18 protein-coding genes, 1 tRNA gene and 1 riboswitch are annotated in these 26,404 nt (G+C 72.0%); of the genes, 4 read left to right on the top strand and 15 right to left on the bottom strand.

Annotated elements, in window-relative coordinates:
• Positions 1 to 19 precede the first annotated feature (19 nt).
• Positions 20 to 101, bottom strand: a tRNA-Leu gene (locus tag ACFYP3_RS16670).
• Positions 102 to 511: 410 nt separating this feature from the next.
• On the opposite strand from ACFYP3_RS16670, the gene ACFYP3_RS16675 reads away from it, so the two are divergent.
• Positions 512 to 1,276: an ABC transporter ATP-binding protein gene (locus ACFYP3_RS16675; RefSeq protein WP_388832639.1), complete on the top strand. Its 765-nt coding sequence runs from the start codon at positions 512 to 514 to the stop codon at positions 1,274 to 1,276.
• Between the two features lie 58 nt (positions 1,277 to 1,334).
• A complete protein-coding gene (locus tag ACFYP3_RS16680; protein WP_388832358.1) occupies positions 1,335 to 3,887 on the top strand; it encodes an ABC transporter permease in 2,553 nt (850 codons plus the stop codon).
• Positions 3,888 to 3,972: 85 nt separating this feature from the next.
• Here the strand turns inward: ACFYP3_RS16680 and ACFYP3_RS16685 are convergent, their stop codons facing one another.
• The 9 genes from ACFYP3_RS16685 to ACFYP3_RS16725 form a co-directional block, all read right to left on the bottom strand.
• Positions 3,973 to 5,442 carry a class I SAM-dependent methyltransferase gene (locus ACFYP3_RS16685; protein ID WP_388832361.1) on the bottom strand — a complete coding sequence of 490 codons (1,470 nt, stop codon included), beginning with the start codon at positions 5,440 to 5,442 and terminating at the stop codon, positions 3,973 to 3,975.
• Between the two features lie 145 nt (positions 5,443 to 5,587).
• The gene (locus ACFYP3_RS16690; RefSeq protein WP_388832364.1) at positions 5,588 to 6,964 is read right to left on the bottom strand and encodes an NAD(P)/FAD-dependent oxidoreductase; all 1,377 of its coding nucleotides are present in this window, start codon (positions 6,962 to 6,964) and stop codon (positions 5,588 to 5,590) included.
• Between the two features lie 579 nt (positions 6,965 to 7,543).
• Positions 7,544 to 8,539, bottom strand: coding sequence for an exopolyphosphatase (locus tag ACFYP3_RS16695; RefSeq protein ID WP_388832367.1), 996 nt, complete (start codon positions 8,537 to 8,539; stop codon positions 7,544 to 7,546).
• Entirely contained in the window at positions 8,536 to 9,078 is a 543-nt protein-coding gene (locus ACFYP3_RS16700; protein ID WP_388832370.1) for a DUF501 domain-containing protein, read from the bottom strand. Before ACFYP3_RS16700 ends, ACFYP3_RS16695 begins: the two co-directional genes overlap by 4 nt.
• 46 nt (positions 9,079 to 9,124) lie before the next feature.
• On the bottom strand, positions 9,125 to 9,613 hold the full coding sequence (locus ACFYP3_RS16705; protein WP_388832372.1) for a septum formation initiator family protein: 489 nt from the start codon (positions 9,611 to 9,613) through the stop codon (positions 9,125 to 9,127).
• A gap of 91 nt (positions 9,614 to 9,704) precedes the next feature.
• Positions 9,705 to 10,991, bottom strand: coding sequence for a phosphopyruvate hydratase (eno, locus tag ACFYP3_RS16710; protein ID WP_266787795.1), 1,287 nt, complete (start codon positions 10,989 to 10,991; stop codon positions 9,705 to 9,707).
• Between the two features lie 274 nt (positions 10,992 to 11,265).
• Positions 11,266 to 11,967, bottom strand: a complete 702-nt coding sequence (locus ACFYP3_RS16715; RefSeq protein WP_388832376.1) for a transglycosylase family protein — start codon at positions 11,965 to 11,967, stop codon at positions 11,266 to 11,268.
• Between the two features lie 3 nt (positions 11,968 to 11,970).
• A riboswitch (cyclic di-AMP (ydaO/yuaA leader) is annotated at positions 11,971 to 12,143 on the bottom strand.
• 279 nt (positions 12,144 to 12,422) lie between these two features.
• Positions 12,423 to 13,457: a transglycosylase family protein gene (locus ACFYP3_RS16720; RefSeq protein WP_388832379.1), complete on the bottom strand. Its 1,035-nt coding sequence runs from the start codon at positions 13,455 to 13,457 to the stop codon at positions 12,423 to 12,425.
• 70 nt (positions 13,458 to 13,527) lie between these two features.
• On the bottom strand, positions 13,528 to 14,838 hold the full coding sequence (locus ACFYP3_RS16725; protein WP_388832382.1) for a cytochrome P450: 1,311 nt from the start codon (positions 14,836 to 14,838) through the stop codon (positions 13,528 to 13,530).
• 121 nt (positions 14,839 to 14,959) lie between these two features.
• Here ACFYP3_RS16725 and ACFYP3_RS16730 point away from each other — a divergent pair, with 121 nt between their 5' ends.
• Complete coding sequence (locus ACFYP3_RS16730; RefSeq protein ID WP_388832385.1) at positions 14,960 to 16,186, top strand: globin domain-containing protein; 1,227 nt, start codon at positions 14,960 to 14,962, stop codon at positions 16,184 to 16,186.
• A gap of 42 nt (positions 16,187 to 16,228) precedes the next feature.
• Here ACFYP3_RS16730 and ACFYP3_RS16735 read toward each other — a convergent pair whose 3' ends face one another.
• On the bottom strand, positions 16,229 to 17,221 hold the full coding sequence (locus ACFYP3_RS16735; protein ID WP_388832388.1) for a nucleoside triphosphate pyrophosphohydrolase: 993 nt from the start codon (positions 17,219 to 17,221) through the stop codon (positions 16,229 to 16,231).
• 28 nt (positions 17,222 to 17,249) lie between these two features.
• Positions 17,250 to 17,873 (bottom strand): SurA N-terminal domain-containing protein, encoded by a 624-nt coding sequence (locus ACFYP3_RS16740; protein ID WP_388832391.1) that lies wholly within the window; start codon positions 17,871 to 17,873, stop codon positions 17,250 to 17,252.
• Positions 17,874 to 18,050: 177 nt separating this feature from the next.
• Here ACFYP3_RS16740 and ACFYP3_RS16745 point away from each other — a divergent pair, with 177 nt between their 5' ends.
• Complete coding sequence (locus ACFYP3_RS16745) at positions 18,051 to 20,405, top strand: YfhO family protein (protein ID WP_388832394.1); 2,355 nt, start codon at positions 18,051 to 18,053, stop codon at positions 20,403 to 20,405.
• Here the strand turns inward: ACFYP3_RS16745 and ACFYP3_RS16750 are convergent.
• The 3 genes from ACFYP3_RS16750 to mfd all read right to left on the bottom strand — a co-directional run bounded on the left by ACFYP3_RS16750 (position 20,393) and on the right by mfd (position 26,291).
• The gene (locus ACFYP3_RS16750; protein ID WP_388832397.1) at positions 20,393 to 21,913 is read right to left on the bottom strand and encodes a protein kinase; all 1,521 of its coding nucleotides are present in this window, start codon (positions 21,911 to 21,913) and stop codon (positions 20,393 to 20,395) included. The two genes, ACFYP3_RS16745 and ACFYP3_RS16750, sit on opposite strands and share 13 nt — an antisense overlap.
• On the bottom strand, positions 21,910 to 22,533 hold the full coding sequence (locus ACFYP3_RS16755; protein ID WP_388832400.1) for a hypothetical protein: 624 nt from the start codon (positions 22,531 to 22,533) through the stop codon (positions 21,910 to 21,912). Before ACFYP3_RS16755 ends, ACFYP3_RS16750 begins: the two co-directional genes overlap by 4 nt.
• 227 nt (positions 22,534 to 22,760) lie before the next feature.
• Positions 22,761 to 26,291, bottom strand: a complete 3,531-nt coding sequence (gene mfd / locus ACFYP3_RS16760; protein ID WP_388832403.1) for a transcription-repair coupling factor — start codon at positions 26,289 to 26,291, stop codon at positions 22,761 to 22,763.
• Positions 26,292 to 26,404: the final 113 nt, after the last annotated feature.

Here is a 26,404-nt window from a genome sequence, read left to right on the forward strand (position 1 = left end):
CCTCGCGAGAACTGCGGAGTGCCCGGAGCCGGACTTGAACCGGCACGGCCCGAAGGCCAGCGAGGTTTAAGCTCGCCGTGTCTGCATTCCACCATCCGGGCAGGGCGTGGCGGCCCCCGTGGAAAAAGCCTTCGACGCTTGATCCGAGCCTATCCGTAACGCCGTCGCCGCTGACCGGCCGTCAACCCGATGTTGTCTGATTTTATTGGCGCTTGAGGGTTCGTCAGGCCCGAGAATGCACGGTCGGCCCGTTCGGGACGCCGCTCACCACCTGTACGGGATTGACGGGATTTCGACGGCCGCGCCACCCCGCGCGCCACCCTCCCCGCCACCCCGGGCCACCGCCCCGCGGATCAGGGCTCCTGTCATACCAGAGGAGGAGGCGCGACGCTCCTTGTCAGACTCCAGTGGGCCGGGAAACAAGCTCGACGGCTGATCCGGAGCGGGGGTGCGCGCGGCGAGGATGGGAACGTCCCCGCACCGCAGATCGAGGAGCCGTCCTGTGACCACCATGAACTACGCCCCGCACACCACCCAGGCCGTGGCCGCCCGCGCCACCGGCCTCTCCAAGGTGTACGGCCAGGGCGAGACCCAGGTGGTCGCCCTGGACAACGTCTCGGTGGACTTCGGGCAGGGGCAGTTCACCGCGATCATGGGCCCCTCGGGCTCCGGCAAGTCCACGCTGATGCACTGCGTCGCCGGCCTGGACACCTTCTCCGCCGGCTCCGTCCGCATAGGCGAGACCGAGCTCGGCGCCCTCAAGGACAAGCAGCTCACCCAGCTGCGCCGGGACAAGATCGGCTTCATCTTCCAGGCCTTCAACCTGCTGCCGACGTTGACGGCCCTGGAGAACATCACGCTCCCCATGGACATCGCCGGCCGCAAGCCCGACCAGCAGTGGCTGGACAACGTGATCAGCATGGTCGGCCTCACCGGCCGGCTGAGCCACCGCCCCACCCAGCTCTCCGGCGGCCAGCAGCAGCGCGTGGCCGTGGCCCGCGCCCTGGCCTCCCGCCCCGAGATCATCTTCGGTGACGAGCCCACCGGAAACCTCGACTCCCGCTCCGGCGCCGAGGTCCTCGGCTTCCTGCGCAACTCGGTGCGCGAGCTCGGCCAGACCGTCGTGATGGTCACCCACGACCCGGTGGCCGCCTCCTACGCGGACCGCGTCATCTTCCTGGCCGACGGCCGGATCGTCGACGAGATGTACGGGCCCACCGCCGACGGCGTGCTCGACCGCATGAAGGCGTTCGACGCCAAGGGCCGCACCAGCTGACCGGGATCTCCCTCCCCGCGCCCTCCTCCAGACCCCAGCCCCAGGACTGAGATCCCCCATGTTCCGTACCGCCCTGCGCAACGTCCTCGCGCACAAGGCCCGGCTGCTGATGACGGTCCTCGCCGTCACCCTCGGCGTCGCCTTCGTCTCCGGCACCCTCGTCTTCACCGACACCCTCAAGAAGTCCCTCTCCGGCCAGTCCGCCAAGAGCTACGAAGGCGTGGCCGTCTCCGTCACCTCGTACGGCCAGGGCCGCGGCGAGAACGGCGAGCGGGAGGGCGAGCCCGGCCTCAGCCAGCAGACCCTCGACAAGGTCAGGGCCCTCGGCGGGGTCGAGTCCGTCTCCGGCCGCGTCTCCGGCTTCGCCGGCGTGGGCGACGAGAACGGCAAGCTGATCGGCGCCGGCTGGTCCAACAAGGGCTCCAACTACGCCCCCGCCAAGGACGGCAAGGACCCGCACTACGCCTTCGTCCAGGGCGCCGGCCCGGCCAAGGCCGAGGAGATCGCGCTCGACCGGGCCACCGCGGACGCGGGCGGCTACCACGTCGGCGACAAGGTCCGCGTCGCCACCAACGGCCCGGTCAAGGAGTACTCCCTCGCCGGCGTCTTCACCACCGAGGACGGCGCCGTCCAGGCCGGCGGCAGCCTCGTGCTGTTCGACACCAAGGTCGCCCAGGAGCTCTACCTCAAGCCCGGCTACTTCCAGGAGCTGTCGGTGGCCGCCAAGGCCGGCGTCCCCGCCGACCAGCTGCTCGCCGAGATCAAGCCGCTGCTCGACGACAAGCACACCAAGGCGCAGACCGGCGCGGCACTCGCCAAGGAGCAGGCCGAGCAGATCGAGAAGGGCCTGAGCAACATGAGCACCATGCTGCTCGTGTTCGCCGGCATCTCGCTCTTCGTCGGGGTCTTCCTGATCTACAACACCTTCACCATGCTGGTCACCCAGCGCACCAAGGAGCTGGCCCTGCTGCGCGCCGTCGGCGCGAACCGCGGCCAGGTCGTGCGCTCGGTCCTCGCCGAGGCCCTGGTCGTCGGCGCCGTGTCCGCCGCCATCGGCCTGCTCAGCGGCCTCGGCCTGGCGATCGGCATGCGCTCCCTGATCGGCTCCTTCGGCGCCAAGCTGCCGGGCGGCGACCTCGTGGTCGCCCCGGGCACGATCATCGCGGCCCTGGTCATCGGCGTCCTGGTCACCACGCTGGCCGCGCTGCTGCCCGCCTGGCGCACCGGCCGGATCGCCCCCGTCGCCGCCATGGGCAGCGCCCACCTGCCGGCTTCGGCGAAGTCCCTCCTCGTGCGCAACGTCATCGGCTCCGTCATCGGCGTCCTCGCCGTCGGCCTGGTCCTGCTGGGCGTGGACAAGGGCGGCTCCACCGGCCGCATGATCATGGGTGCGGGCGCGTTCTTCATGCTCATCGGCCTGATCGTGCTGCTGCCGCTGCTCTCGAAGCCGGTCATCTCGGCGGTCCGCCCCCTGCTCCAGAAGGTGTTCGGGGTTCCCGGCAAGCTGGCCGCGCAGAACGCCGTCCGCAACCCGCGCCGCACCGCCGTCACCGCCGCCTCCCTGGCGATCGGCCTGACCCTGGTCACCACCCTGTCCGTGCTCGGCATCACCGTCGGCAAGGTCGTCGACCGCATGAGCACCGAGAAGCTCAAGGCGGACTACCGGGTCTCCATGGCGGGCGACATGGGCAGCCTGGACAAGTCGGTGGCCGAGACCCTGGCCAAGGCTCCCGGCATCAAGGCGGTCTCCCCGCAGACGGCGGGCCTCCTCAAGATCGGCGAGGACTTCCGCGCGACCTCCGGTGTCACCCCCGGCGCCATCGAACAGATGCTCAACATCGAGGTCGTCAGCGGGTCGCTGGACGCCCTCGGCAAGGGCGAGCTGGCGGTCGCCGAGAAGACCGCCAAGAAGGCGAACCTGGCCGTCGGCTCCACGCTCCGGGTCCAGTTCGACGACGGCGAGCAGAGCACCCTGAAGGTCGGCGCGGTCTACGCGGACCTGGAGGGCCTGCTCTCCCCGTACGTCATCGACAACAAGATCCTCAGCGCCCACACCGAGGAGCAGTACACCCCTGAGGTGTACGTCAACGTCGACGGCGGAGCCTCCGCGGCCGGCCAGCAGAAGGTCGTCGACGCCCTCGGCAAGAACCCGGCCATCACCGTCGCCACCCAGCAGGACATGCGCAACGAGATGGGCGGCGTGATCAACACGATGCTGAACGTCATGTACGGCCTGCTCGGCATGGCGCTGATCATCTCGGTGCTCGGTGTGGTCAACACCCTGGCGATGTCCGTCTTCGAGCGGACCCAGGAGATCGGCATGCTCCGGGCGATCGGCCTCGACCGCAGCCGGGTGAAGAACATGATCCGCCTGGAGGCCGTGGTGATCTCGCTCTTCGGCGCGGTCCTGGGTGTCGCCATCGGCGTCTTCCTCGCCTGGGCGGTCGGCACCACCCTCGCGAAGGCCATGCCGAACTACGAGCTGGTCCTCCCGTGGGACCGGATCGGCATCTTCCTCCTGCTGGCCGCCGTGGTCGGCGTCCTGGCCGCCATGTGGCCGGCCCGCAGCGCCGCCCGCCTGAACATGCTGACGGCCATCAAGACCGAGTAGCGGGAGCGGGACACGGAACGACACCGAGACAGGGCCCCGGGGCAACACGCCCCGGGGCCCTGCCCGTTGTGCACATACGTTTCCGCTACGGGGTTCCCGCCACCCCCCAGGTGCGCAGCCGCAGCGGCAGGCCCGAGTCGCCGTCCGCCGCCGACTTGACCGCGAGGACCTGGTTGACGCCGAGCCTGCCGTGCTCGAAGCCGAGGGCGGAGGCCGCCATGTAGAGCTGCCAGACCCGGGCCCGGCCCGGCGAGGTCAGCCGGACCGCCTCGTCCCAGTGCTCCTGGAGCCCCGCCACCCAGGCCCGCAGGGTCAGCGCGTAGTGCTCGCGCAGCGCCTCCACGTCGCGGACCTCGAAGCCGGCCCGTTCCAGCTCGCCGACGGTGGTGCCGAGCGGGGAGAGCTCGCCGTCGGGGAAGACGTAGGCGTCGATGAACTCGTCGATGCGGTACGCCTCCTCGTCGGACTCCGGCGGGCGGGCGATCTGGTGGTTCAGCAGCCGCCCGCCGGGGCGCAGCAGGGCGTGCAGGGTGCGGGCGTACTCCCGGTAGCGGTCGGATCCGACGTGTTCGGCCATCCCGATGGAGGAAATCGCGTCGTAGGGGCCGTCCCTGACGTCCCGGTAGTCCTGGATGCGCAGCTCGACGAGGTCGGCCAGGCCCGCCTCGGCGACCCGCTTGCGGCCGTACGTCGCCTGCTCGCGCGAGAGCGTGATCCCGGTGACCCGGACCCCGTACTCGCGGGCCGCGTGCAGCGCCATGGAGCCCCAGCCGCAGCCGACGTCGAGGAGGCGGTCGCCGGGCCGCAGGGCGAGCTTGCGGCACACCAGGTCGAGCTTGTCCCGCTGGGCCTGCTCCAGGGTGGAGCCGGGGCTCCAGTAGGCGCAGGAGTACACCATCGAGGGGCCGAGCACCCGCTCGTAGAAGTCGTTTCCGACGTCGTAGTGGTGGCTGATGGCCTGGCGGTCGCGCCCTTTGCTGTGCCGCGTCCCGCCGCGCCGGGTCGCCTCCTCGGCGGGGGGCGTGGGCGGCGGCAGGGGGCCGGCGAGCGCGATCAGCTCCCGTACGGCCGCCCGGTGCGCCGGGTCCCGCCAGGTGGCCCCCGGCAGGTCGGGCAGCCGGGGCAGTCGGGGCAGCCGCGGGAGGCCCGCGATGCCCTTGCGGGCCGGCCGGGGACCCGGACGGCCACCCGGCGCGGCGGCGGCCGCGGGGGATGGTTCCTGGCCCGCCGTGGGCGTCCCCGCGGTCCCGGCGGGGGCGGTGGGGGCGGCGGGCAGGGGGTCGCGGACGCGTTCCCACAGGACCCCCGCCACCCGGTCCAGGAGGGCGAACAGGTCGCCGTCGACGGTCAGTTCCCCCGCCACCCATGCGCGCGCCAGGCCCAGCTCCCCGGGCTTCCACAGCACCCGCCGCAGGGCGCGGCGGTCGTGGACGACGAGCACGGGGCCGCCCGGCGGCCCGGCCTCGCTGCCGTCCCAGGCCCGGACGCGCACCGGCAGCGGGGCACCCAGCAGTGTCTCGGCAACAGCGGCCAGCCGCGGCGCGGCGTCGGTCATGGCGCACCTCCACAAAAGGTCCGACCCATCGGTCTACCCATCCGGGGCCCCGGGTACGCCGAAGGGGCCGCCCGCACCACGGATGGCGGGCGGCCCCTTCGGGGACGTGCAGGTACTGCTCAGGGTCCTGCCGGCTGGCGCCGGGTCAGGAAGCCTTGGCCTTCTGGGCCGTGGCGGCCGGAGCCGGGGCCGGCTTGGCGGCCTCGTAGAACTCCTCGCGGGGAGTTTCGAGAGCACCCAGCGAGACGACCTCGCGCTTGAGGAACATGCCGAGGGTCCAGTCGGCGAAGACGCGGATCTTGCGGTTCCAGGTCGGCATGGCCATGCCGTGGTAGCCACGGTGCATGTACCAGGCGAGCCGGCCCTTGAGCTTGATCTTCATCTTGCCCATGACGATCATCGCGACGCCCTTGTGGAGGCCGAGGCCCGCCACCGCACCCTTGTTGGAGTGCGCGTACTCGGCCTGCGGGAAGCCCCGCATGCCCGAGATGACGTTGTCGCCGAGGACCTTGGCCTGGCGCAGCGCGTGCTGGGCGTTCGGCGGGCACCAGGCGTTCTCGACGCCGGCCTTGCGGGCGGCCATGTCGGGAACCTGGGCGTTGTCGCCGGCGGTCCAGATGTAGTCGGTGCCCGTGACCTGGAGGGTCGGCTGGGCGTCGACGTGACCGCGGGGGCCGAGCGGGAGGCCGTAGCGGGCCAGCACCGGGTTGGGCTTGACGCCGGCGGTCCACACGATGGTGTTGGAGTCGACCTCGAGGCCGTTCTTCAGCACCACGTGGCCGTCCACGCAGGAGTCCATGGAGGTGTTGAGGTAGATCTCGATGCCGCGGGACTCGAGGTGCTCCTTGCCCCAGGTGCCGAGCTTGGGCCCGACCTCGGGAAGGATCTTGTCGGCCGCGTCGACCAGGATGAAGCGCATGTCCTCGCGCTTGATCGTGGAGTAGTACTTCGCGGCGTCGCGGGCCATGTCCTCGACCTCGCCGATCGTCTCGGCACCGGCGAAGCCGCCGCCGACGAAGACGAAGGTGAGGGCCTTGCGGCGGACGTTCTCGTCCGTCGTGGATTCGGCCTTGTCGAGCTGTTCGAGGACGTGGTTGCGCAGGCCGATGCCCTCTTCGACGCCCTTCATGCCGATGCCCTGTTCGGCGAGGCCGGGGATCGGGAAGGTGCGGGAGACGGCGCCGAGCGCGACCACCAGGTAGTCGAAGGGCAGCTCGTACGCCTCGCCGACGAGCGGCGTGACGACGGCGACCTTGCGGTCCTGGTCGATGCTGGTGACCCGGCCGGTGAGAACCTCTGCCTTGGGCAGCACGCGTCGCAGCGGGACGACGACGTGCCGAGGCGAGATGCTGCCTGCGGCCACTTCAGGGAGGAAGGGCTGGTAGGTCATGTACGAGCGCGGGTCGACGACCGTGACGGTCGCCTCGCCGTAGCGCATCTTCTTCATGATGCGCTTGGCTGCGTACAGGCCTACGTACCCACCTCCTACAACGAGGATCCTGGGACGCTCCGTGGTGCTCATGGAACGAGTATCCAGCACCCAAAGGGGTGTCGCTCGTGAGCCCCTTCACAAGGAGTCGGAAGGCCTCTGCTACACTCCGCCGCCCACGTGACGGACGTCATGGCGCGCAACGGGAACCACCGTGTCACGGGAGTCGTTGTTCACCCGTCCTGAACTGGCCTCCAAGGCCTGGAGCGGACTGGACCACAGGGGTTCGTCCATACCTCTGACGCGGAACCCGCAGCGTCCGCGGATCACACCAACGCGCGCGAAAAAGGGCCCGGGAGCCTCCGGAGAGGACCAAATGGCCCATCCGTCGGCCCCACAGGCCCCTTTTCCTTGTGAAGAACTTCACGAACTTTATGTGGATCACGGCCCCGAAGACCCCCCAACCCCAGGTTCGAAGGTCGTTCAGGCGATCGACCAGGCGATTGCGCCCAGCATCCCCCGTGAACCTGCGGCAGGTTGGCGCTGCACCAACGCATTGCGGGCGCGCGAGGCAGCGGCCGTCCTCGCCGAGGGCGGACCGTCTGAACGCAGAACACGGCGGCGGCGCTCCGGGGAACTCACCGGAGCGCCGCCGTTCGGCCGGGCAGCAGGTCAGGGATGCCGCCTGTCGGCCTCGACCTCTTCTGCCGTCTTCCATGCGATGCCGTCGAGGATGTCGTGCTCGGAGACGATGACCTCGGTGGCGCCGATCCTTTCCATGATCGCTAGGAGCACCAGCACGCCGGCCCCGATCACGTCCACCCGGCCCGGGTGCATCACGGGGATCGCCGCGCGCTCGGCGTGGGTCGCGGTCAGCATCCGCTCGCTGACCTCGCGGACCTGCTCGTAGGAGATCCGCGCGTGGTGGATCTCCGAGGAGATGTACTCCGGCAGGCCGAGGACGATCCCGGCGACCGTGGTCACCGAGCCGGCCAGGCCCACCAGGGTGCGCGCCTCGGCCAGCGGGACGCTCTCGGCGGCCAGGTCGAGGGCGGCCTCGATGTCGGCCCGCATCGCGGCGACCTGCGCCGGGGACGGCGGGTCGGTGACGACCCCGTCCACGACCAGGTGGCGCTCGGTCATCCGGACGCAGCCCACGTCCACCGAGCGGGCGGCGCGCACGCGGTCCTCGCCGACCACGAACTCGGTCGAACCGCCGCCGATGTCCACCACCAGGAACGGCCGTTCCAGGTGCTCGTGGGCGACGAGCTCCTTGGTGGCGCCGGTGAAGGAGAACTCGGCCTCCTGGTCGCCGGAGATCACCTCGGGCTCGACGCCCAGGATGTCCTTGACGCCCTGCACGAACACGTCGCGGTTCTCGGCGTCCCGGGAGGCGGAGGTGGCCACGAAGCGCACTCGCTCCGCGCCGAGCTCCTCGATGATCGCGGCGTACTCGCGGCAGGCGGCGAAGGTGCGCTCCAGCGCCTCCGGGGCGAGGCGCCCGGTCCGGTCCACGCCCTGGCCGAGGCGGACGATGATCATCCGCCGGTCCAGCTCGATCAGCTCGCCGGTGGCACCCGCGCCGGAGGCGCTGTCGGACACCGTGCAGTCCGCGACGAGGAGCCGGATGGAGTTCGTACCGCAGTCGATGGCCGCGACCCGGGTCACCGGGACTCCTCTTCCGTCTTCTCCCCGCACGGGGTGACGCAGGCGCCCTTGGCCCACCACTCGGGCAGCATCGCCAGGGCCTCGTCACCGAACGGGTTCACGCCCGGGCCCGCGGCCAGGGAGTGACCGACCAGCACGTGCAGGCACTTCACCCGGTCCGGCATCCCGCCGGCGCTCGGGAACCCCTGGAGCACCTCGATGGCGTCGCGGCGCCGGATGTAGTCCTCGTGCGCGGCCCGGTAGGCGGCGGCGAGCTCCGGGTCCTCGGCGAGCCGGGCCTGCATCTCCTTCATGACGCCGTTGGCCTCCAGCGTGCCGATCGCGGAGGCCGCGCGCGGGCACGTCAGGTAGTACAGCGTGGGGAAGGGGGTGCCGTCGGGGAGCCGCGGGGCGGTCTCCACCACGTCCGGCTGCCCGCAGGGGCAGCGGTGCGCGATGGCGCGCAGCCCGCGCGGCGGGCGGCCGAGCTGCTGCTCGAACGCCTCGATGTCCGCGTCGGTCGGCTCGGTCCGGTCGGTCTGGGGCGGGGGCGTCTGCATGCCTGGAGGAAGTCTCTTCGTTCGGTTCTCTGACGGATGGATCTGTTCAGTCGCCGGGGCGGTCGGCCTTGTCGACGCCGTCCCAGACGTTCGAGTACCAGGGACGGTCGGAGCCGGCCTGGCCGGTCCGGTGCGGTTCCTGGGGCTGGGCCCCGGGGTCGCTCATGATGTAGCCGATCTCCCCCGGACGCAGGAAGTGCAGGTGCCTGCGCGCCTGCTGCTCCGCGTAGGCGTCGTCCTGCCAGCGCGCCTTCTCGTCGCGCAGCCGCTCCAGGCGGTCCCGCGCGGTGGCGGCGGCCCGCTGCTGCTCCGCGATCTCCGAACGCTGGGACACGTACTGGCGCATCGGATACGCGAGGGCGACGACCAGGGTACAGAGGACGAGCACGAGGAGCGCGGCCCGGCCGGTGAGGCGGCTGCGTCGGACCTGCCGGCGCGACTGCGAGCGGTAGACGTGGGCGGCGGTCCGCTCACCGAGCTGCTTGAGCCTGGTCGCGGTGGAGAAGGTGGCGAACCGATCCCGGTTCCCGGCCATGGGTCCGCCTCCCCTGTGTGCGCACTACGCAAATACGTCCCCGCACACGGTACGGGACCGAGTGCGGGGACGTACGGAGGCAAGAGCGTGATTAGCCCTTGAAGCGCGGGAAGGCGCTGCGGCCCGCGTACACCGCGGCGTCGTCGAGGATCTCCTCGATGCGCAGCAGCTGGTTGTACTTGGCGACGCGGTCCGAGCGGGCCGGGGCGCCGGTCTTGATCTGACCGCAGTTCACGGCGACGGCGAGGTCGGCGATGGTGACGTCCTCGGTCTCACCGGAGCGGTGCGACATCATGCACTTGAAGCCGTTGCGCTGGGCCATCTCGACGGCGTCCAGGGTCTCGGTCAGCGAACCGATCTGGTTCACCTTCACGAGCAGGGCGTTCGCGGAGCCCTCCTCGATACCGCGGGCCAGGCGCTCCGGGTTGGTGACGAAGAGGTCGTCGCCGACGATCTGGACCTTGGTGCCCAGGCGGTCGGTGATGGTCTTCCAGCCGGCCCAGTCGTCCTCGAACAGCGGGTCCTCGATGGAGACCAGCGGGTACGCCTCGACGAGCTCGGCGTAGTAGTCGGTCATCTCGGCGGCCGAGCGGGACTGGCCCTCGAACTCGTACTTGCCGTCCTTGTAGAACTCGGACGCGGCGACGTCGAGCGCGAGCGCGATGTCCTTGCCCGGGGTGTAGCCGGCCTGCTTGATGGCCTCGACGATGAGGTCGAGCGCGGCGCGGTTGGACTCCAGGTTCGGCGCGAAGCCGCCCTCGTCGCCCAGACCGGTGGAGAGGCCCTTGGTGTGCAGGACCTTCTTGAGGGTGTGGTAGACCTCGGCACCCCAACGCAGCGCCTCGGAGAAGGACTCCGCGCCGATCGGGGCGATCATGAACTCCTGGATGTCGACGTTGGAGTCGGCGTGCGACCCACCGTTGAGGATGTTCATCATCGGAACGGGCAGCAGGTGCGCGTTCGGACCGCCGAGGTAGCGGAAGAGCGGGAGGTCCGAGGCCTCGGACGCGGCGTGCGCGACGGCGAGGGAGACGCCGAGGATGGCGTTGGCGCCGAGGGAGCCCTTGTTGTCGGTGGCATCCAGGTCGAACATGGCCTGGTCGATCAGGCGCTGCTCGGTGGCGTCGTAGCCGACGAGCTCCGGGCCGATCTGCTCGATGACGGCGAGGACGGCCTTCTCGACACCCTTGCCGAAGTAACGGTTGGGGTCACCGTCACGGAGCTCGATGGCCTCGAATGCACCGGTGGAGGCGCCGGACGGGACGGCAGCACGGCCGGTGCTGCCATCGTCGAGGCCCACCTCGACCTCGACCGTGGGGTTGCCTCGGGAGTCCAGGATTTCCCGGGCTACGACGACGTCGATGGACGGCACGAGCATCTCCTTCTGGGATGTGACGCTGGGTGTGCGGTGGCGTGTCAGGCCGTGGGACGGCCTTGCCGCTTAGAGCCTAACCGGCCCGGGGCAGTCGACCGGCCGACCGCCCGACCCCTGGGACGAAAAAGGGGCCGAATACCCCTCTTCCGGGACATAGGTCTCGGCATCCTCGCCCGTCACCCGGCACGCACACCGCCGCCCGGCGCGTGGGGGGAGACGCGCCGGGCGGCGGGAACGCTGTGCGTTGCGTACGCTCCTGCGGCTATTGCCGCAGTGTTCAGCTGAGCTTCAGCTTCTGACCCGGGAAGATCAGGTCGGCGTCCGAGACGATGTCCTTGTTCAGCTCGAAGACCTTCTCCCAGCCGCCCTTGACGCCGTTGGCCTCGGCGATGGTGCCCAGGGTGTCGCCGGCCTTGACCTCGTACGAGCCGTTGCCGGTCTTCGGGGCCTCGGGGGCCGCGGGGCGCTCGGAGCGGGTGGTCGGGGCCTCGGAGCGCTTGGTCTCCTTCTTCGGCGCGGCCTTCGGGGCGACCTTCGTCTCGGTCTTCTTCGCGTCGGCCTTCGGCTTGTTCTGCGTCGAGCCCTCCGTACCGCCACCGGTGGAGGAGGAGTTCGACAGGCCCTTGCCGCAGCTCGGCCAGGCGCCCTTGCCCTGGGCCTTGAGGACCTTCTCGGCGACGGCTATCTGCTGGGCCTTCGAGGCCTGGTTGGCCTGCGCGGCGTACGACTTGCCGCCGAAGGCGGCCCACGTGGAGGACGAGAACTGCAGTCCTCCGTAGTAGCCGTTGCCCGTGTCGATGGACCAGTTGCCACCGGACTCGCACTGCGCGACCTTGTCCCACTCGGACGCGGTGGCGGCGCCGGCGGTGCCCGCGGCCATCAGGGGGGCGGCGACGGCCACACCGGCGACACCGGCGAGCGTGACGATGCGGACGGCCTTGGAGCCGCGACGGTGCTTGCCCTTGCCGGAAAGCAGCATGGATTTTCTCCTCACCGACGCCTACGAGGTGAGCTGTCGGGTTCGGGCGAGTGAGTTGCCCGGCCGTGCGACCTAGCGCACGTCTTGACCCCTAGCCGGTGGCGTGACCGTCTCTCAACGGCCGCTCCCGGCGCCTACCTTGGTTCCCCCGCTCCTGCCTTCGGCGCTTGACGCGACGACTGTTCCCCCCGTCCGCCGGCAGGATTCGGCGATGCGGTCGAAGGAGCCCGCGGTGGCGGGCGACTCAGAAGGTAGACAGGTCTCTCCCCGATGTTCAACGAGGAACATCGGGGAGAGGGGGTCCCTACTTGCGCTGTTCCCGGGGGCGTTTGCGCAGGTGAGGGCGGGGTTTGCGGAAGCCCCGGGGCGGGACACGCCAGTTGACCGGAAGAGACACATGTCTCACTTACAGATAACCGACAATCAGTTCTTTCCGGGCGCCTGAAGTGTCCTTATTACACGGTTAGATCCAGGTTCTGGCCGGGCTTGATCAGGTTGGCGTCCTCGCCGATGACCTGCTCGTTGGCCTCGTAGAGGCCGTTCCAGCCGCCCTTGACTCCCTTGGCAACCGCGATGGTCGCCAGGCTGTCGCCCTCCTGGACCGTGTACGTGGGGGTCGACGCGGCGTCAGACGGGACGGGCGCCTCGGTCGCGGGCGCCCCGCGGTGCTTGCCGCTGCCCTCGGTCGGAGTGGCGCCCGGAGTGGCGCCCGGGGTCGCCGGGGCGGTCGGGGCCGCCGGGTCCGTCGGGGTCGCACCCGGGGTGGTGGGCGGGGTGGTGGGCGCCGAGGGATCCACCGGGAGGGTCGGAGCCGTCGGGTCGACGGGCGGCAGCGGCGTGGTGCCCGGGGTGCCGGGGAGCGTCGGCGCGGACGGGTCGACGGGCGGCGTCGTGGGGGCGTCCGGCGCCGGCATGACGGGCAGTCCGACGGACGGCGCGTCGGGGATCAGGAAGGGGCTGCCGGTCGGACTGGGGGCCGCGTGGGTCGGGGCGCCGAAGTCCTTGGCCGGCTCGCCGCCGGTGGTGGACGGCACGGCGTCGTCCGGGCGGGAGGGCGAGGGGGCGATCGGGCCGGAGCTGCCGGGCAGACCGGGATCCACCTTGGCGGCGGGGCCCTGCTGCTCCAGGCCGGCCGAGGTGGCGCACAGCGGCCACGCCTGCGGACCCTGCGAGGCCAGCACCCGCTCGGCCACGGCGATCTGCTGGGACCGGCTCGCGAGGTCGGCCCGCTCGGCGAAGTCGAGTCCGCCGGCGTTCTGCCACTCCTCCTGGGTGAACTGCAGCCCGCCGTACGCGCCGGTGCCGGAGTTGGCACTCCAGGAGCCGCCGCTCTCGCACTCGGCGACCTTGTCCCAGGTCGCGGTGTCGGCAGCGGTGGCATTGGTGGCGGCTAGCAGCGGCAGAGCCAGCGCGGAGCCAGTGACTCCGGCTGTGACTACCAGCGCGGGGACCTGGCGGGGGCGTCTGTGGCGGCCGTTCCCGGAACGCATGAGGGTGCACCTTTCGCATAACAGCGGGGTAACGGCAGAACCTAGCGGCCTTCGAACGATTGTCACAAGTTCAAGCCGGATCTGACTTTTCATCAGAAGCGGCGCAAGTGTTTTGAGCCGTGAACCGGACGGGAAGAGTACGGAGCCCCCGCATGATCAACCCCCCGCGCCAGCGCAGGTCTTGGGGCGGAACAGCCAGTTCCAGATCCGGCAGGCGCGTCAGCAGCGTCGCGAGCGCCGTCTGTCCTTCGAGGCGCGCGAGCGGGGCCCCCAGGCAGTAGTGGATGCCGTGCCCGTACCCGAGGTGCTGGTTGTCGGTCCGGGAGAGGTCGAGGGTATCGGGTTCCGCGAACCGCTCGGGGTCGCGGTCGGCGGCCGCGAGGACGACCAGGACCGGGTCCCCGGCCTCGATCCGCCGCCCGCCGAGGGTCAGCGGCTCGGTGGCGAACCGCCACGTCGCCAGCTCCACGGGGCCGTCGTAGCGCAGGAGTTCCTCGACCCCGGTGGTCAGCAGGCCGCTCTCGCCGGCGGCGAGGGAGCGCTGGAGGCGCTCGCGCTGGCCGGGGTTCATGAAGAGGGAGTGGACCCCGTTCCCGATGAGGTTCACGGTCGTCTCGAAGCCGGCGAAGAGCAGGATGAAGGCCATGGCGGTGGCCTCGGCCTCGCTGAGGTGGTCGCCGTGGTCGCTCGCCCGGATCAGGTCGGAGATGAGGTCATTGCCCAGATCATCCCTTTTGCGATGGATGAGTTCGCCGAGATAGGTGCGCATCTGCTTCACCGAGCGGGCGACGCCACCGCGCGGGCCGCCCCCGTGCCGGATCATCATCCCGGCCCAGTCGCGGAAGTCGTCCTGGTCCTCGCGCGGTACGCCGAGCATCTCGCAGATGGCGTAGATGGGGAGCGGGAAGGCGAACTCGTGGATGAGGTCCGCCTCCCCCTTCGCCGCGAAGGCGTCGATCAGGTGGTCGGTGAGGGCCTGCACGCGCGGAGTGAACTCGGCGACCCGGCGCGGGGTGAACGCCTTCGACACCAGACGCCGCAGCCGGGTGTGGTCCGGCGGGTCGATGTTGAGCAGGTGCGTCATCAGCTCCGCCTTGCGCTCCCCCGGGATCCCGGTCTTGCCCTTGGCGTGCGCGGGCTCCGCGTGGTGCGCCGGATTCTTGCTCAGCCGCTGGTCGGCGAGGGCCTGGCGGGCGTCGGCGTACCGGGTGACCAGCCAGGCGTCGACTCCGCTGGGGAGCTTGGTGCGGTGCACCGGTGAGTGCTCGCGCAGCCAGGCGTAGGCCGGGTAGGGGTCGGTCGCGAACTCCCAGTCGAAGAGGGTCGGGCCCTCGGGGGAAGAAGGGGTGTCGGCGGGGTCTGCGGGGGTCTGCTCATGCACGGCACGACCGTATCCCGGCGCCGGACCTCCATCCCATATGGCCCGTTCGTCGCGGCTGTCCGTAGATCGGCCATCGCTTGACCTCACCTTCCCCGGCCTTCCTACTTTCGGTTTTGTGGATGTGAGGATCTTGAAAAGCAGTTTCGCGGTGGTGGAGAGACGGGCCGAGCACGCGGTCAAGTTCTTCTACTCCCACCTCTTCTGGCACAACCCCGGCATCCGTGAGCTCTTCCCGGCCTCCTCCGAGGACATGGAACGGCAGCGGGACCGCGTCTTCGCCGCGCTCACCCACGTGATCGCCCACCTCGACGACGAGAGCCTCCTCCCCTATCTCCGCGACCTCGGGCGCGACCACCGCAAGTTCCTGGCCCGCCCCGAGCACTACGTGGCCGTGGGCTCCAGCCTCCTCGCCGCACTCGCCGCGACCTCCGGAGAGGCCTGGACCCCGCAGGTCGAGAAGGCCTGGGCCGAGGCCTACCAGGTGATCGCCGACACGATGACGGCCGGCGCCGACGAGAGCGAGGACCCGCCCTGGTGGGACGCCGAGGTCGTGCGCCACCTGCGGTACGGGCAGGACATCGGGGTGCTGACCCTGCGGCCGCACGCCCCCTTCCCCTATGTCCCGGGCCAGTACACGAGCGTGTGCAGCGAGCGGGTCCCGGCGACGTGGCGCACCTACTCCCTGGGCAACGCCCCCCGCCCCGACGGCACCGTCGACCTCCACGTCAGCCGGATCGACCAGGGGCGGGTCAGCACCGCACTGGTCGGCGAGACGCTGCCGGGCGAGGTCCTGCGGCTCGGGGCCGCCGGCGGGCAGCTGACCTTCCGCCGCGCCGGCCGTCCCGTCAGCCTCATCGCCGCCGGCACCGGCTGGGCGCCGATCCGGGCGATGCTGGAGGACCTCGCGGAACACCCTCCCGATCAGGACGTACGGCTCTTCGTCGTGGCGCGGGACGGCGCGCACCTCTACGACCGCCCGCTCATCGACACGTACGCCGCCTCCTGCCGCTGGCTCGGCGTCACCTACATCACGCCCGCCCCCGGCCAGCACCGCAACCAGGCCACGGACCGGCTCGCGACGGCGCTCGGCCACCGCGGGCTGTGGCCGGACCAGGACGTCTACCTCAGCGGCCCGCCGCAGTTCGTCGAGGAGACCGTCCACCTCCTGTGGGGACTGGGCGCCAGCCCCGGCCGCCTCTTCCACGACGCCGTGCCCGTCGCGGGCAAGGGCCACGGTCCCGGGGGCCGCCCGCTCGGCTTCGGCGAGTGGTTCCTGAACCGCCCCTCGCCGCACTGGCACGACCCCGCGGCCCGCGCGCCCCGGGAGTACGGGGAGTACGGGGAGTAGGTACGGGGACGACCGAACGCCGGCCGGGCGTACGGGCCGGGGCTACGCGCCCAGGCCCTCGGCGGCGCGGATCGCGTCCCGGTAGACGCGGGCCGCCGCACGGAGCGCGGTCTCGGGGTCGGTCCCCTCCGCCTCGGCGCGCGCCGCCAGTGCCAGCAGTTCGTACCCGATGCCCTCGCCGCGGGGCAGTTCCACGGGCACGCCGCCCGTGCGGACACGGCCCGCGAGCTTGGCCGCGAGCGCCAGACCGGGCTGGCCCACCGGGACCCCGTCGGTGACCGACTCCCGCTGCTTCTCGATCGCCTTGGTGCGCTGCCAGTGCGCGTTCACGTCCTCCGGGGTCTCGGCCTCGGCGTCACCGAAGACGTGCGGGTGCCGGCGGATCAGCTTCTCCACGAGCGCCCCGGCCACGTCGTCGATGGAGAACGCCTCGTCGGGATCCTCGTGCTCCTCGGCGATCCGCGCGTGGAAGACCACCTGGAGCAGGACGTCCCCGAGCTCCTCGCGCAGCTCCTCCCGGTCCCCGTCCTCGATGGCCTCGACGAGCTCGTACGCCTCCTCGATCGCGTACTTGGCCAGGACCTCGTGGGTCTGCCGCGAGGTCCACGGGCATTCGCGCCGGACCCGGTCCATCACCTGGACCAGGTCGAGCAGGCGCGCGCCCGGCAGGTCGTACGAGCCGGGGAGCAGCTCCAGGTCGGGCATCGAGACGCGGCCGGAGCCGGCCAGGCGGGCCAGCCCGTCGGTGAGGCGCTGGTCGCCCTCCCCGCTCGGGAGCAGCACGACGGTGCGGCCGCCCGCGCAGGCCTCGACCAGCTCGAGCGCGTCCAGGGTCCCGAAGGAGACGTCGACGCCCGCCTCCCGCAGGTACGGCAGCTGCGGGTGGCCGGGGTCGGCGCACAGCACCCGGTCCGCGGCGTGCAGGGTCTGCCACGCCGGCCAGGACAGCACGCCCGGGGCGACCCGGTGGCTGGTGGTCAGCAGGACGATGCGGCCGGTGGGCTCGGCGGCGGTGGGCTCGGAGTGCTCGGTCACCCTCCGAACCTACCTCCGGCCGGACGCGTCAGGCTCCGGCGGGTACCTGCTCGGGCTGGGTCCGCTGGGTGATCCAGGGGGTCTCCCCGGCGCCGAGCTTGATCTGCTTGACGTCCCAGGCGCCGTAGCGCGGGTTGACCGCGATGTGCAGGTCCGTCGCGGCGGCCCGGGCGGGCTCCTCCAGCTTCCCCTGGCCGTACTTCGCGGTCAGCTTGGTCAGCAGGACCCGGTCCCGCAGGAAGCGGTCCACCTGGCCGGGGGCCATGGCGCCCTTCTGCAGGAGCAGCGCCTCGAACTGCTCGGCCCCCTTGTTCTCCTCCACGTACGCCTGGCGTTCGTCCTCGATCTCCTTGACGGAGACGGACACGCCGGCGGTCTCGGCCATCTTGTCGATGACGTGGCTCTGGAGCATCGAGTCGAGCTTCTGGCGCTCCAGGTTGGGGGTGCTCGCGATGAGTTCGGCGGCGGCCTGCCCGGTCCGGTTCTGCGCCACACGGACGTCGTTGACCTGGGCCTGGAGGGCGGAGGTGGTGATGCGTTCGCCGCCGACGACGGCCGCGGTGCCGGGCCGGGCCTCGCCCGAGCAGGCGGACAGCAGGGGCGCCGCCAGGAGCAGGGCGGCGGAGACGGAGAGCGCTGTGCGACGGTGCAAAGGAGCCTCCAGGGCCGGGAGATTGTGCGTCGGTGCACAAGGGCCGTGCGGTGATCGATGGTATGCAGTCGGGGTGGTCCGGGCCACCGGTTCGACCAACGATTCCCGAGGTGTCGGGGTGCGCGTTCATCTCGCGGCCATCCTTCGGTCCTCCGGTGGTGCCAGGGTCGGCCCACCATGTCGACACCGCACCGCTCACAGCACCGCTCGCCGCGCCGCCTGAGCCTGTCCGGCTCGGCGCTCGCCGCCCTGCTCACGGCGGTGGCCGTGTGTGCCGGGGACACCGCCGCCCGCGTCTTCCCGTACGGACCGCGCCACCGCAGCATCAACGACCTCGGCAATCAGTTCGTACCGTTCCACGCGCACCTGTGGGACCTCCTGCACGGCCGCGCGGAGGGCGGACTGCTGTTCAACTGGCAGTCCGGGTACGGCACCAGCTTCCTGCCCGACCTGGGCACCTATCTGACGAGCCCGCTCTCCGTCCTCGTGGGGCTCTTCCCGCGCGCGGAGATAGACCTCGCGGTGTACGTGGTGACCGTGCTCAAGATGACGGTCGCGGCCGCGGCGATGGCGTGGCTGCTGCGCACCCAGCGGCGCGGGCCGTGGTGGGCGGCGGGGCTGCTCGGCGCCTCGTACGCGCTGTGCGGCTGGTCGGTGATCGAGGCCTCCTACAACCCGATGTGGCTGGACGGGCTGATCGCCTTCCCGCTGCTGTGCCTGACCGGCGAATGGGCCCTGCGCGGGCGCCGGCCCGTGCTCGCGCCGCTGGTCGTCGCCGTCTGCTGGACGGCGAACTTCTACACCGCCTACATGGCGACCCTGGGGGCGGCGCTGGTGCTGGTGGTGCGGGTGGCGCTGACCCGGGAGGGTCTGCGGACCCGGACGGCGGTGATCGCGCGGGCGGCCGGGACGACCCTGCTCGGGATCCTGTTCGCGGCCCCGGTGCTCGTCCCCCTCTTCCTCAGCTCGGGGCAGGCCTACCCGGGGTGGGTGAAGGAGTTCCGGCCGGTGTCCTGGGCGGACCTCTTCGCGCGGCTGCTGCCCGCGACGTACTCCTTCTCCTCCCCCGCCGTCTTCGTGGGCACCGGGACCCTGCTCCTGGTGGCCGCGTTGCCCTTCCACCGGGCGGTGCCGGTGCGCGCCCGGCTGTGGTGGGCGGGGCTGACGGTGGCCGTGGCGCTCTCGCTCCAGTGGGCCCCGACCCACCTGGCCTGGCACCTGTTCGCCACCCCGAACGGAAGCCCGTACCGGCAGACCTTCGTGCTCGCCGGGATCGCCGTGATCGCCGCCTGGACCGGGCTCGCGGCGGGCCTGCCGCGGCCGCCGGCACTGGCGGCGGGGGCGGGCCTGCTCACGGCCGCCGTGCTCTGGTCGCGCGGGAGCACGCTGGGGACGCACTGGGGGTACGCGCTGTTCGCGGGCGGGCTGGCCCTGGCGGGTGCGGGCTGGTGGGCGCTGCGCCACCGCCGGCTGGCGCTCCCGGCGGCCGGGCTGCTGGCGGCGGTCCTGCTGGCGCAGGCCGCCGCGACGACCGCGTACGGGCACAAGGGGAAGCTGGGCGGCCTCGACGACTACCCGTCCTGGGGGGCGGCCCACACCGCGCGCGCCGAGGCGCTGGCGGCCGCGGAGGGCTGGCCGGCGTACCGCACCGACCCGAGCCGGCCCGCCCTGTCGGGCAACGACCCGATGCTGCTGGGCGGGGAGGGCGGCTCGTACTACAGCAGCCACACCCCGGAGGTGTTCACCCGCACGATGGTCGCCCTCGGAGCCGGCTGGACCTCGCGCGGACGCAACGTGCAGAGCATCGACAACCCGGTGACGGACGCCGTGTTCGCGGTCGGCGCGCGGCTGCGGCCCGACGGCACGGTCCGCCGCGCCGAGGTGCCCCCGCTGGTGACGACCCGCCCGCCCGGCGCGCCCCTCGCCTACGGCGACTCCCCCTTCGCCAACCAGGAACTGCTCCTGGGCGCCCGGGTGTACGAGGACCCCCTCGCGCCGGGTGTCTGCCGGGCGGGCACGGAGGCCTACCTGTGGGCGCCGGAGTACAACGCCACGGCCCGGCTCGCGGACGGGCCGGCCTTCCGCCTGAACGGCAACGCCCCCCGCAACCGGGCGGCCCTGCAACCGATGGGCGTCTCCCGCGGGGCCTCCTCGGCCCTGGTCTTCGACGCGGCCCCGCCCGCGCGGTGGACCCTGTCCTGCCTGGACCGGGACCGCCTCGCCGGCGCGGTGGCCGTCCTGCGCGCCACGGCGGCGACCTCCCTGCACATCGGGTCCGCGACGATCCAGGCCGAACTGCCCCCGGGGGCCAAGGGGACGGCGGTCCTCTCCGTCCCCGCGATCGCCGGCTGGACGTGCAACGGCCGCCCGGCCACGGCCCATCTGGGGCTGGTCGCCCTTCCCCTGGACGGCCGCACCACCACGCTCAGCTGCTCGTTCCGCCCGCCGGGGCTGGTCCCCGGCGCGGCGGCGGCGGGGCTCGCCCTCGTGGTCCTGACCGTCCTGGTGCTGCGGCGGCGTCAGCGCATCTGACCGAGCCACTGCAGGGTGCGGCGGATCTCGGACGGGAAGGGGTGCGCCGGGCCGTGCAGGCGGTCCGCGTCGAACAGCAGCCGGGCCAGGGTCTCGTGGGCCGCCTGCCGGTCGCCGAGGGAGAGCAGCAGGTGCGCGATCCGGCGGCGGACCTCCAGCGGCAGACCCGGGTCCGGGTTGGCGTAGTGGTTCTCGAAGAGCGGGAGCAGCGAGCGGTACTCGGCCAGGGCGGCGGCCGGTTCGCCGAGCTGCTCCAGGCACTGGGCCGCGTCGTAGCGGAAGCGCAGGGACTGCGGGTCGCCGGCCGGGAACTCGTCGGCGAGGCGGCGCAGTTCCGGCAGGGCACGGCGGTACTGGCCGTCGTCCATCAGCGTGGCGGCGTACTGCTTGCGCAGGGAGCGGACCACCGGGGAGTGCTCGCCGTGCTCGGCGGCCGCCGCCGGGAGGATGCCGCCGAGGATGTCCCCGGCCTGGGTGAGCCGCCCCTGGTCCAGGAGCTTGCGGGCCTCGTCGACGGCGCCGGGGATGTCGGGCCGGGAGGGCGTCGGGACCGGGGTGGGCGGTGAGGTCGGCTGCGGCGGGATCACGGTGGCCCGGTCCGGCCAGGGGGCGTGCGGGCGCAGGAAGGGGCGGGTCGGATCGAGGGGGCCCGCGGGGGCCCGGCTGCCGCCGGCGGGCAGCAGCGGGGCGAGGGCCTCGTACACGGCCTGCGCGGAGGCGGGCCGGTCCTGCGGGTCCTTGGCGAGCAGCCGCATCAGGAGCGTCTCCAGCTCCTGCGGGATCTCCGGGCGCTTGGGCCGGACCAGGGCCGGAGGCTCGTACAGGTGGCGGTGGAGCACGCCGAGGGCGGTGGAGCCGGCGAAGGGGACGTTGCCGCTGAGGAGTTCGTAGAGCAGCACGCCCAGGGCGTAGAGGTCGGTGTACGGGCCGACGGCGCCGCTCATGGCCTGCTCGGGCGCCATGTACGCGGGGCTGCCGATGGGGGTGCCGGTGCTGGTGAGGCGGGTGGTGTCGGTGTCCATCACCGAGGCCACACCGAGGTCCAGGACGAGCACGGTGCCGTCCGGGCGGACCATCACGTTGCGCGGCTTGAGGTCGCGGTGGACGATCGGCACCGCGTGCACGGCGGAGAGCACCGAGCACAGCTGCGCGACGACGGCGACCGCCCACTGCCAGGGGTAGGGGCCGTGCTCGGCGAGGTGGTCGGCGAGGTCGGTGCCCTCGACGTAGCCCATGACGAGGAAGAGCTCGTCGCCGTCGCTGCCGGCGTCGTGCACGGTGACCAGGCCGGGGTGGTCGACCTGCGCGGTCACCCGGCACTCGCGCACGAAGCGGCGGCGCAGTTCCTCGGCGACGGTGCCGGGGCCGGCGACCTTGTCGGGGCGCAGCAGCTTGACGGCGACGCGGCGGTCCAGGCGCTTGTCGTACGCGGTCCAGACCTGGCCCATGCCGCCCTGGCCCAGGATGGAGGCCAGCTGGTAGCGGTCCCCGATGAGGCGGTCCGTCACTGATTCGGGTCCTGGACCGCGGTCTGGTTCGGGTCCTGGTAGGGGCCGCCGGGCGGCGGGGTCTGCTTGCGCAGCAGCTCGCTCAGCTCGTCGAGTTCGGCGCGGACCTGCCCGATGCGCGGGGGCGGGGTCGGCTGCGGCGGCGCCTGCGGCGGGACCGGCGCGGCGGGCTGCCGGGGCACGGGCGTCTGGGCGGGCGGGTACCCGTAGGCGGGCGAGGCCTGCTGCGGGTGGGCGTAGGGCGCGGACGGGTACCCGTAGGCGGGCAGTGCGGTCCGGCGGGCCTCGTGGTGCTTGATGTCCGCGACGAGGAAGTACACGCAGACGGCGAAACCGGTGAAGATCGAGCCACCGGCGCCGAGGTTGCCCTGCCAGCCGTTGACGTCGGGCGTCGGGTCGAGCTGGATCAGCGTCATCCACAGCACGGCGAGCGCGCCGGTGACGACCAGCAGCACCCAGTCGCGGGACTTGCGGGTCACCAGGGCGAGCCGCAGCATCGCGCCCCAGGCCAGGAAGCCGCAGCTCAGGATGGGCAGCAGCATGAACACCACGCGCAGTGCCACCACGCCCCCGTCGGTGGACTGGGGGGCGTGCTGCGGCGGAAGACCGGGGCCGTGCATCGCTGCTCCTGACGGGCCGTGCGGAAGAGGTTTCGGCTCTGAGGGTATACAGCGTTCCCGGCCAGGAGTGAGGGGATGCGCGCAACCGTTGCACGGTCGCTGCACGGCAGTTCACCCGCGCCCGGAACGCCCCCCGGAGGGCGAATCGCCCCGGATGTGCGCGGCGTCGGGACGGGCCGGGCGTCCGCGATGCGGACGCCCGGCGGCCAGGGCTGCCGTCGCGGTGGTCAGGAGCCGAGGATGGTGGTGAGGAACTCTCCCGTCCAGGCCAGCAGTTCCCGCCCGACCACCGGCTTGCCGCCGATCTTGCCCGCCTTCGGGCGCGGGACGAGCACCTGCGAGGTGGCGGGCTTGAGCACCGTCCCCGGGTAGAGCCGCTTGAGGCGCAGCTCCTGCGACTCGCGCAGTTCCACCGGCCCGAAGCGGACGTTGTTGCCCTGGAGGGTGATGTCCCCGACCCCGCAGGCCCGGGCGAGCATCCGCAGCCCGGCCACCAGCAGCAGGTTCTCCACCGGCTCGGGCAGCTTGCCGTAGCGGTCGGTGAGTTCCTCCCGGACGGCCTTGATGTCCGCCTCGGAGTTCGCCGACGCGATCGAGCGGTACGCCTGCAGGCGCAGCCGCTCGCCGGGGGCGTAGTCGTGCGGGACGTGCGCGTCCACCGGAAGCTCGATCTTGACCTCCAGCGCCGGCTCCTCCTCGACCCCTCCCTCGACGGCCGCCCGGTAGTCGGCCACGGCCTCGCCGACCATCCGGATGTAGAGGTCGAAGCCGACGCCCGCGATGTGGCCGGACTGCTCGCCGCCGAGCAGGTTGCCCGCGCCGCGGATCTCCAGGTCCTTCATGGCCACGTACATGCCGGCGCCCATCTCGGTGTGCTGGGCGATCGTCGCGAGCCGCTCGTGGGCGGTCTCGGTCAGCGGCTTCTCCGGCGGGTAGAGGAAGTACGCGTACCCGCGCTCGCGGCCGCGGCCCACGCGGCCGCGCAGCTGGTGCAGCTGGGACAGGCCGAAGTTGTCGCCGCGCTCCACGATCAGGGTGTTGGCGTTGGAGATGTCGATGCCGGACTCGACGATCGTCGTCGAGACGAGCACGTCGAACTTCTTCTCCCAGAAGTCCACGACGACCTGCTCCAGGGCCTGCTCCGACATCTGGCCGTGCGCCGTCGCGATCCGCGCCTCGGGCACGATCTCGCGCAGCCTGGCGGCCGCCCGGTCGATGGACTCCACCCGGTTGTGGATGTAGAAGCACTGGCCCTCGCGCAGCAGTTCGCGGCGGACGGCCGCGCCGATCTGCTTCTCCTCGTACGGGCCGACGAAGGTGAGCACCGGGTGCCGCTCCTCCGGCGGGGTGGTGATCGTCGACATCTCGCGGATGCCGGTCACCGCCATCTCCAGGGTGCGCGGGATCGGGGTCGCGGACATGGTGAGCACGTCCACGTTGGCGCGGAGCTTCTTCAGCTGCTCCTTGTGCTCGACGCCGAAGCGCTGCTCCTCGTCGACGATGACCAGGCCCAGGTCCTTGAACCTGGTCTCCTGCGAGAAGAGCCGGTGGGTGCCGATCACGATGTCGACCGAGCCCTCCTTCAGCCCCTCCAGAGTGGCCTTCGACTCGGTTTCGCTCTGGAAGCGGGACAGCGCCTTCACCTTGACCGGGAACTGCGCGTACCGCTCGGAGAAGGTGCCGAAGTGCTGCTGCACGAGCAGCGTGGTCGGCACGAGGACGGCGACCTGCTTGCCGTCCTGGACCGCCTTGAAGGCCGCCCGGACGGCGATCTCGGTCTTGCCGTAGCCGACGTCGCCACAGATCAGCCGGTCCATGGGGACCGACTTCTCCATGTCCTCCTTCACCTCGGCGATGGTGGTGAGCTGGTCGGGCGTCTCCGCGTACGGGAAGGCGTCCTCCAGCTCGCGCTGCCAGGGGGTGTCCGGGCCGAAGCTGTGGCCGGGGGCCGCCATGCGGGCGCTGTAGAGCTTGATGAGGTCGGCGGCGATCTCCTTGACCGCCTTCTTCGCGCGCGCCTTGGTCTTGGTCCAGTCGGCGCCGCCGAGCCGGTGCAGGGTCGGGGCCTCGCCGCCCACGTACTTGGTGACCTGTTCCAGCTGGTCGGTGGGGATGTAGAGGCGGTCGCCGGGCTGGCCGCGCTTGGCCGGCGCGTACTCCACCAGCAGGTACTCGCGGGTGGCGCCCTGCACGGTCCGCTGCACCATCTCGACGTAGCGGCCGACGCCGTGCTGCTCGTGGACGATGTAGTCGCCGGCCTCCAGGGTGAGGGGGTCGATGGACTTGCGGCGCCGGGTCGGCATCCGGCCCAGGTCCTTGGTGGCGGTGCGCTGGCCGGTCAGGTCCGTCTCGGTGAGGACGGCGATCTTCAGGGCCGGGTCGACGAACCCGTTGTCGAGCGAGCCGCAGGCGACCTGGACGATCGACGGCTCCAGGGTGCGCAGCTCGGACTCCAGCCGGGCCGGGATGCCCTCGCCGCCGAGCACCTCGACGGTACGGGCGGCCGGGCCGTGGCCCTCGGTCAGGTAGACGGTGTGCCAGCCGTCGGCGATCCAGCCCTTGGTGTCGGCCAGTGCCCGGGCGGTGTCGCCCCGGTAGGCCTCCGGCGCGTGCATGCCGAGCTTGAGGGTGTCCCCGCCCACCGACTCGTCGGCGGCGAAGGGGGAGACCGACCACCACATCATGTTCAGCTCGCGCGCCCTGTCGCGGACGTCCGCGATCCCGCGCAGCGAGGCCGCGCCGACGTCGATGGGGGCCTCGCCGCCGCCCGCGGTGGCCGCCCAGGAGGCCGTCAGGAACTCCTGGCTCGTCGCGACGAGGTCGGCGGCCCGGGTGCGGACCCGTTCGGGGTCGCAGACCACGGCCATCGCCCCGGCCGGCAGGACGTCGATCAGCAGCTCCATGTCGTCGACGAGGACCGGGGCCAGGGACTCCATGCCCTCGACGGCGATCCCCTCGGCGATCTTGTTCAGCAGTTCGCCGAGCTCGGGATGGGCCTCGGCGACGGCCGCGGCCCGCTCCCGTACGGCGTCGGTCAGCAGCAGCTCGCGGCAGGGCGGTGCCCACAGCCCGTGCTCGGCCACTTCCAGGGAGCGCTGGTCGGCGACCTTGAAGTAGCGGATCTCCTCGACCTCGTCGCCCCAGAACTCGACGCGCAGCGGGTGTTCCTCGGTGGGCGGGAACACGTCGAGGATGCCGCCGCGCACGGCGAACTCCCCGCGCTTCTCGACGAGCTCGACGCGTGCGTACGCGGCGGCGGCCAGCGCCGCCGTGATCTCCCCGAGGTCGGCGCTCCCGCCCTGGCGCAGGCTGACCGGGGCCAGGTCCCCGAGCCCCTTGACCTGCGGCTGGAGCACGGACCGGATGGGGGCGACGATGACGCTCACGGGACCTGCCGCCGGGTCGTCCTTGCTCGGGTGCACCAGGCGGCGCAGGACGGCGAGCCGGCGGCCCATGGTGTCGCTGCGCGGGCTGAGCCGCTCGTGCGGGAGCGTCTCCCAGGAGGGGTAGTCCACCACCTCGTCGGGGGGCAGCAGGGAGCGCAGGGCGGCGGCCAGGTCCTCGGCCTCCCGCCCGGTGGCGGTGACCGCGAGCACCGTCCGCTCGGTCCGCCGGGCCAGCGCGGCGATCGCGAAGGGCCGTGCGGCGGCGGGGCCGACCAGGTCCACGTGCATGCGGTTGCCGTCCCCGGCCGCGGTGACCGCCTCGGCGAGGGCGGGGTCCCGGGTGACGGCGTCGAGCAGTCCGTGCAGGCTCATGAAGGAGGCTTTCCGTCCGGTGAAGGGGCAACGCGAAGGACCCGACACGTCGTACGGGCCGGGGGTTCCCACCCTACGACGCTCCCCGCCGCCACGCGCGGGGGATTCGGGTC

Origin of the sequence: Streptomyces sp. NPDC005533, assembly GCF_042871845.1 — a bacterium.
In the GTDB taxonomy this organism is placed as follows: domain Bacteria; phylum Actinomycetota; class Actinomycetes; order Streptomycetales; family Streptomycetaceae; genus Streptomyces.

What these genes read in the sequence shown, in the direction of transcription:
- mfd (WP_388832403.1), bottom strand. Translation starts at nt 26,291, where the DNA reads ATGAGCCTGCACGGACTGCTCGACGCCGTCACCCGGGACCCCGCCCTC.
- ACFYP3_RS16705 (WP_388832372.1), bottom strand. Translation starts at nt 9,613, where the DNA reads ATGGCCGGGAACCGGGATCGGTTCGCCACCTTCTCCACCGCGACCAGG.
- ACFYP3_RS16700 (WP_388832370.1), bottom strand. Translation starts at nt 9,078, where the DNA reads ATGCAGACGCCCCCGCCCCAGACCGACCGGACCGAGCCGACCGACGCG.
- ACFYP3_RS16720 (WP_388832379.1), bottom strand. Translation starts at nt 13,457, where the DNA reads ATGCGTTCCGGGAACGGCCGCCACAGACGCCCCCGCCAGGTCCCCGCG.
- eno (WP_266787795.1), bottom strand. Translation starts at nt 10,991, where the DNA reads ATGCTCGTGCCGTCCATCGACGTCGTCGTAGCCCGGGAAATCCTGGAC.
- ACFYP3_RS16675 (WP_388832639.1), top strand. Translation starts at nt 512, where the DNA reads ATGAACTACGCCCCGCACACCACCCAGGCCGTGGCCGCCCGCGCCACC.
- ACFYP3_RS16745 (WP_388832394.1), top strand. Translation starts at nt 18,051, where the DNA reads ATGTCGACACCGCACCGCTCACAGCACCGCTCGCCGCGCCGCCTGAGC.
- ACFYP3_RS16715 (WP_388832376.1), bottom strand. Translation starts at nt 11,967, where the DNA reads ATGCTGCTTTCCGGCAAGGGCAAGCACCGTCGCGGCTCCAAGGCCGTC.
- ACFYP3_RS16685 (WP_388832361.1), bottom strand. Translation starts at nt 5,442, where the DNA reads ATGACCGACGCCGCGCCGCGGCTGGCCGCTGTTGCCGAGACACTGCTG.
- ACFYP3_RS16680 (WP_388832358.1), top strand. Translation starts at nt 1,335, where the DNA reads ATGTTCCGTACCGCCCTGCGCAACGTCCTCGCGCACAAGGCCCGGCTG.
- ACFYP3_RS16690 (WP_388832364.1), bottom strand. Translation starts at nt 6,964, where the DNA reads ATGAGCACCACGGAGCGTCCCAGGATCCTCGTTGTAGGAGGTGGGTAC.
- ACFYP3_RS16755 (WP_388832400.1), bottom strand. Translation starts at nt 22,533, where the DNA reads ATGCACGGCCCCGGTCTTCCGCCGCAGCACGCCCCCCAGTCCACCGAC.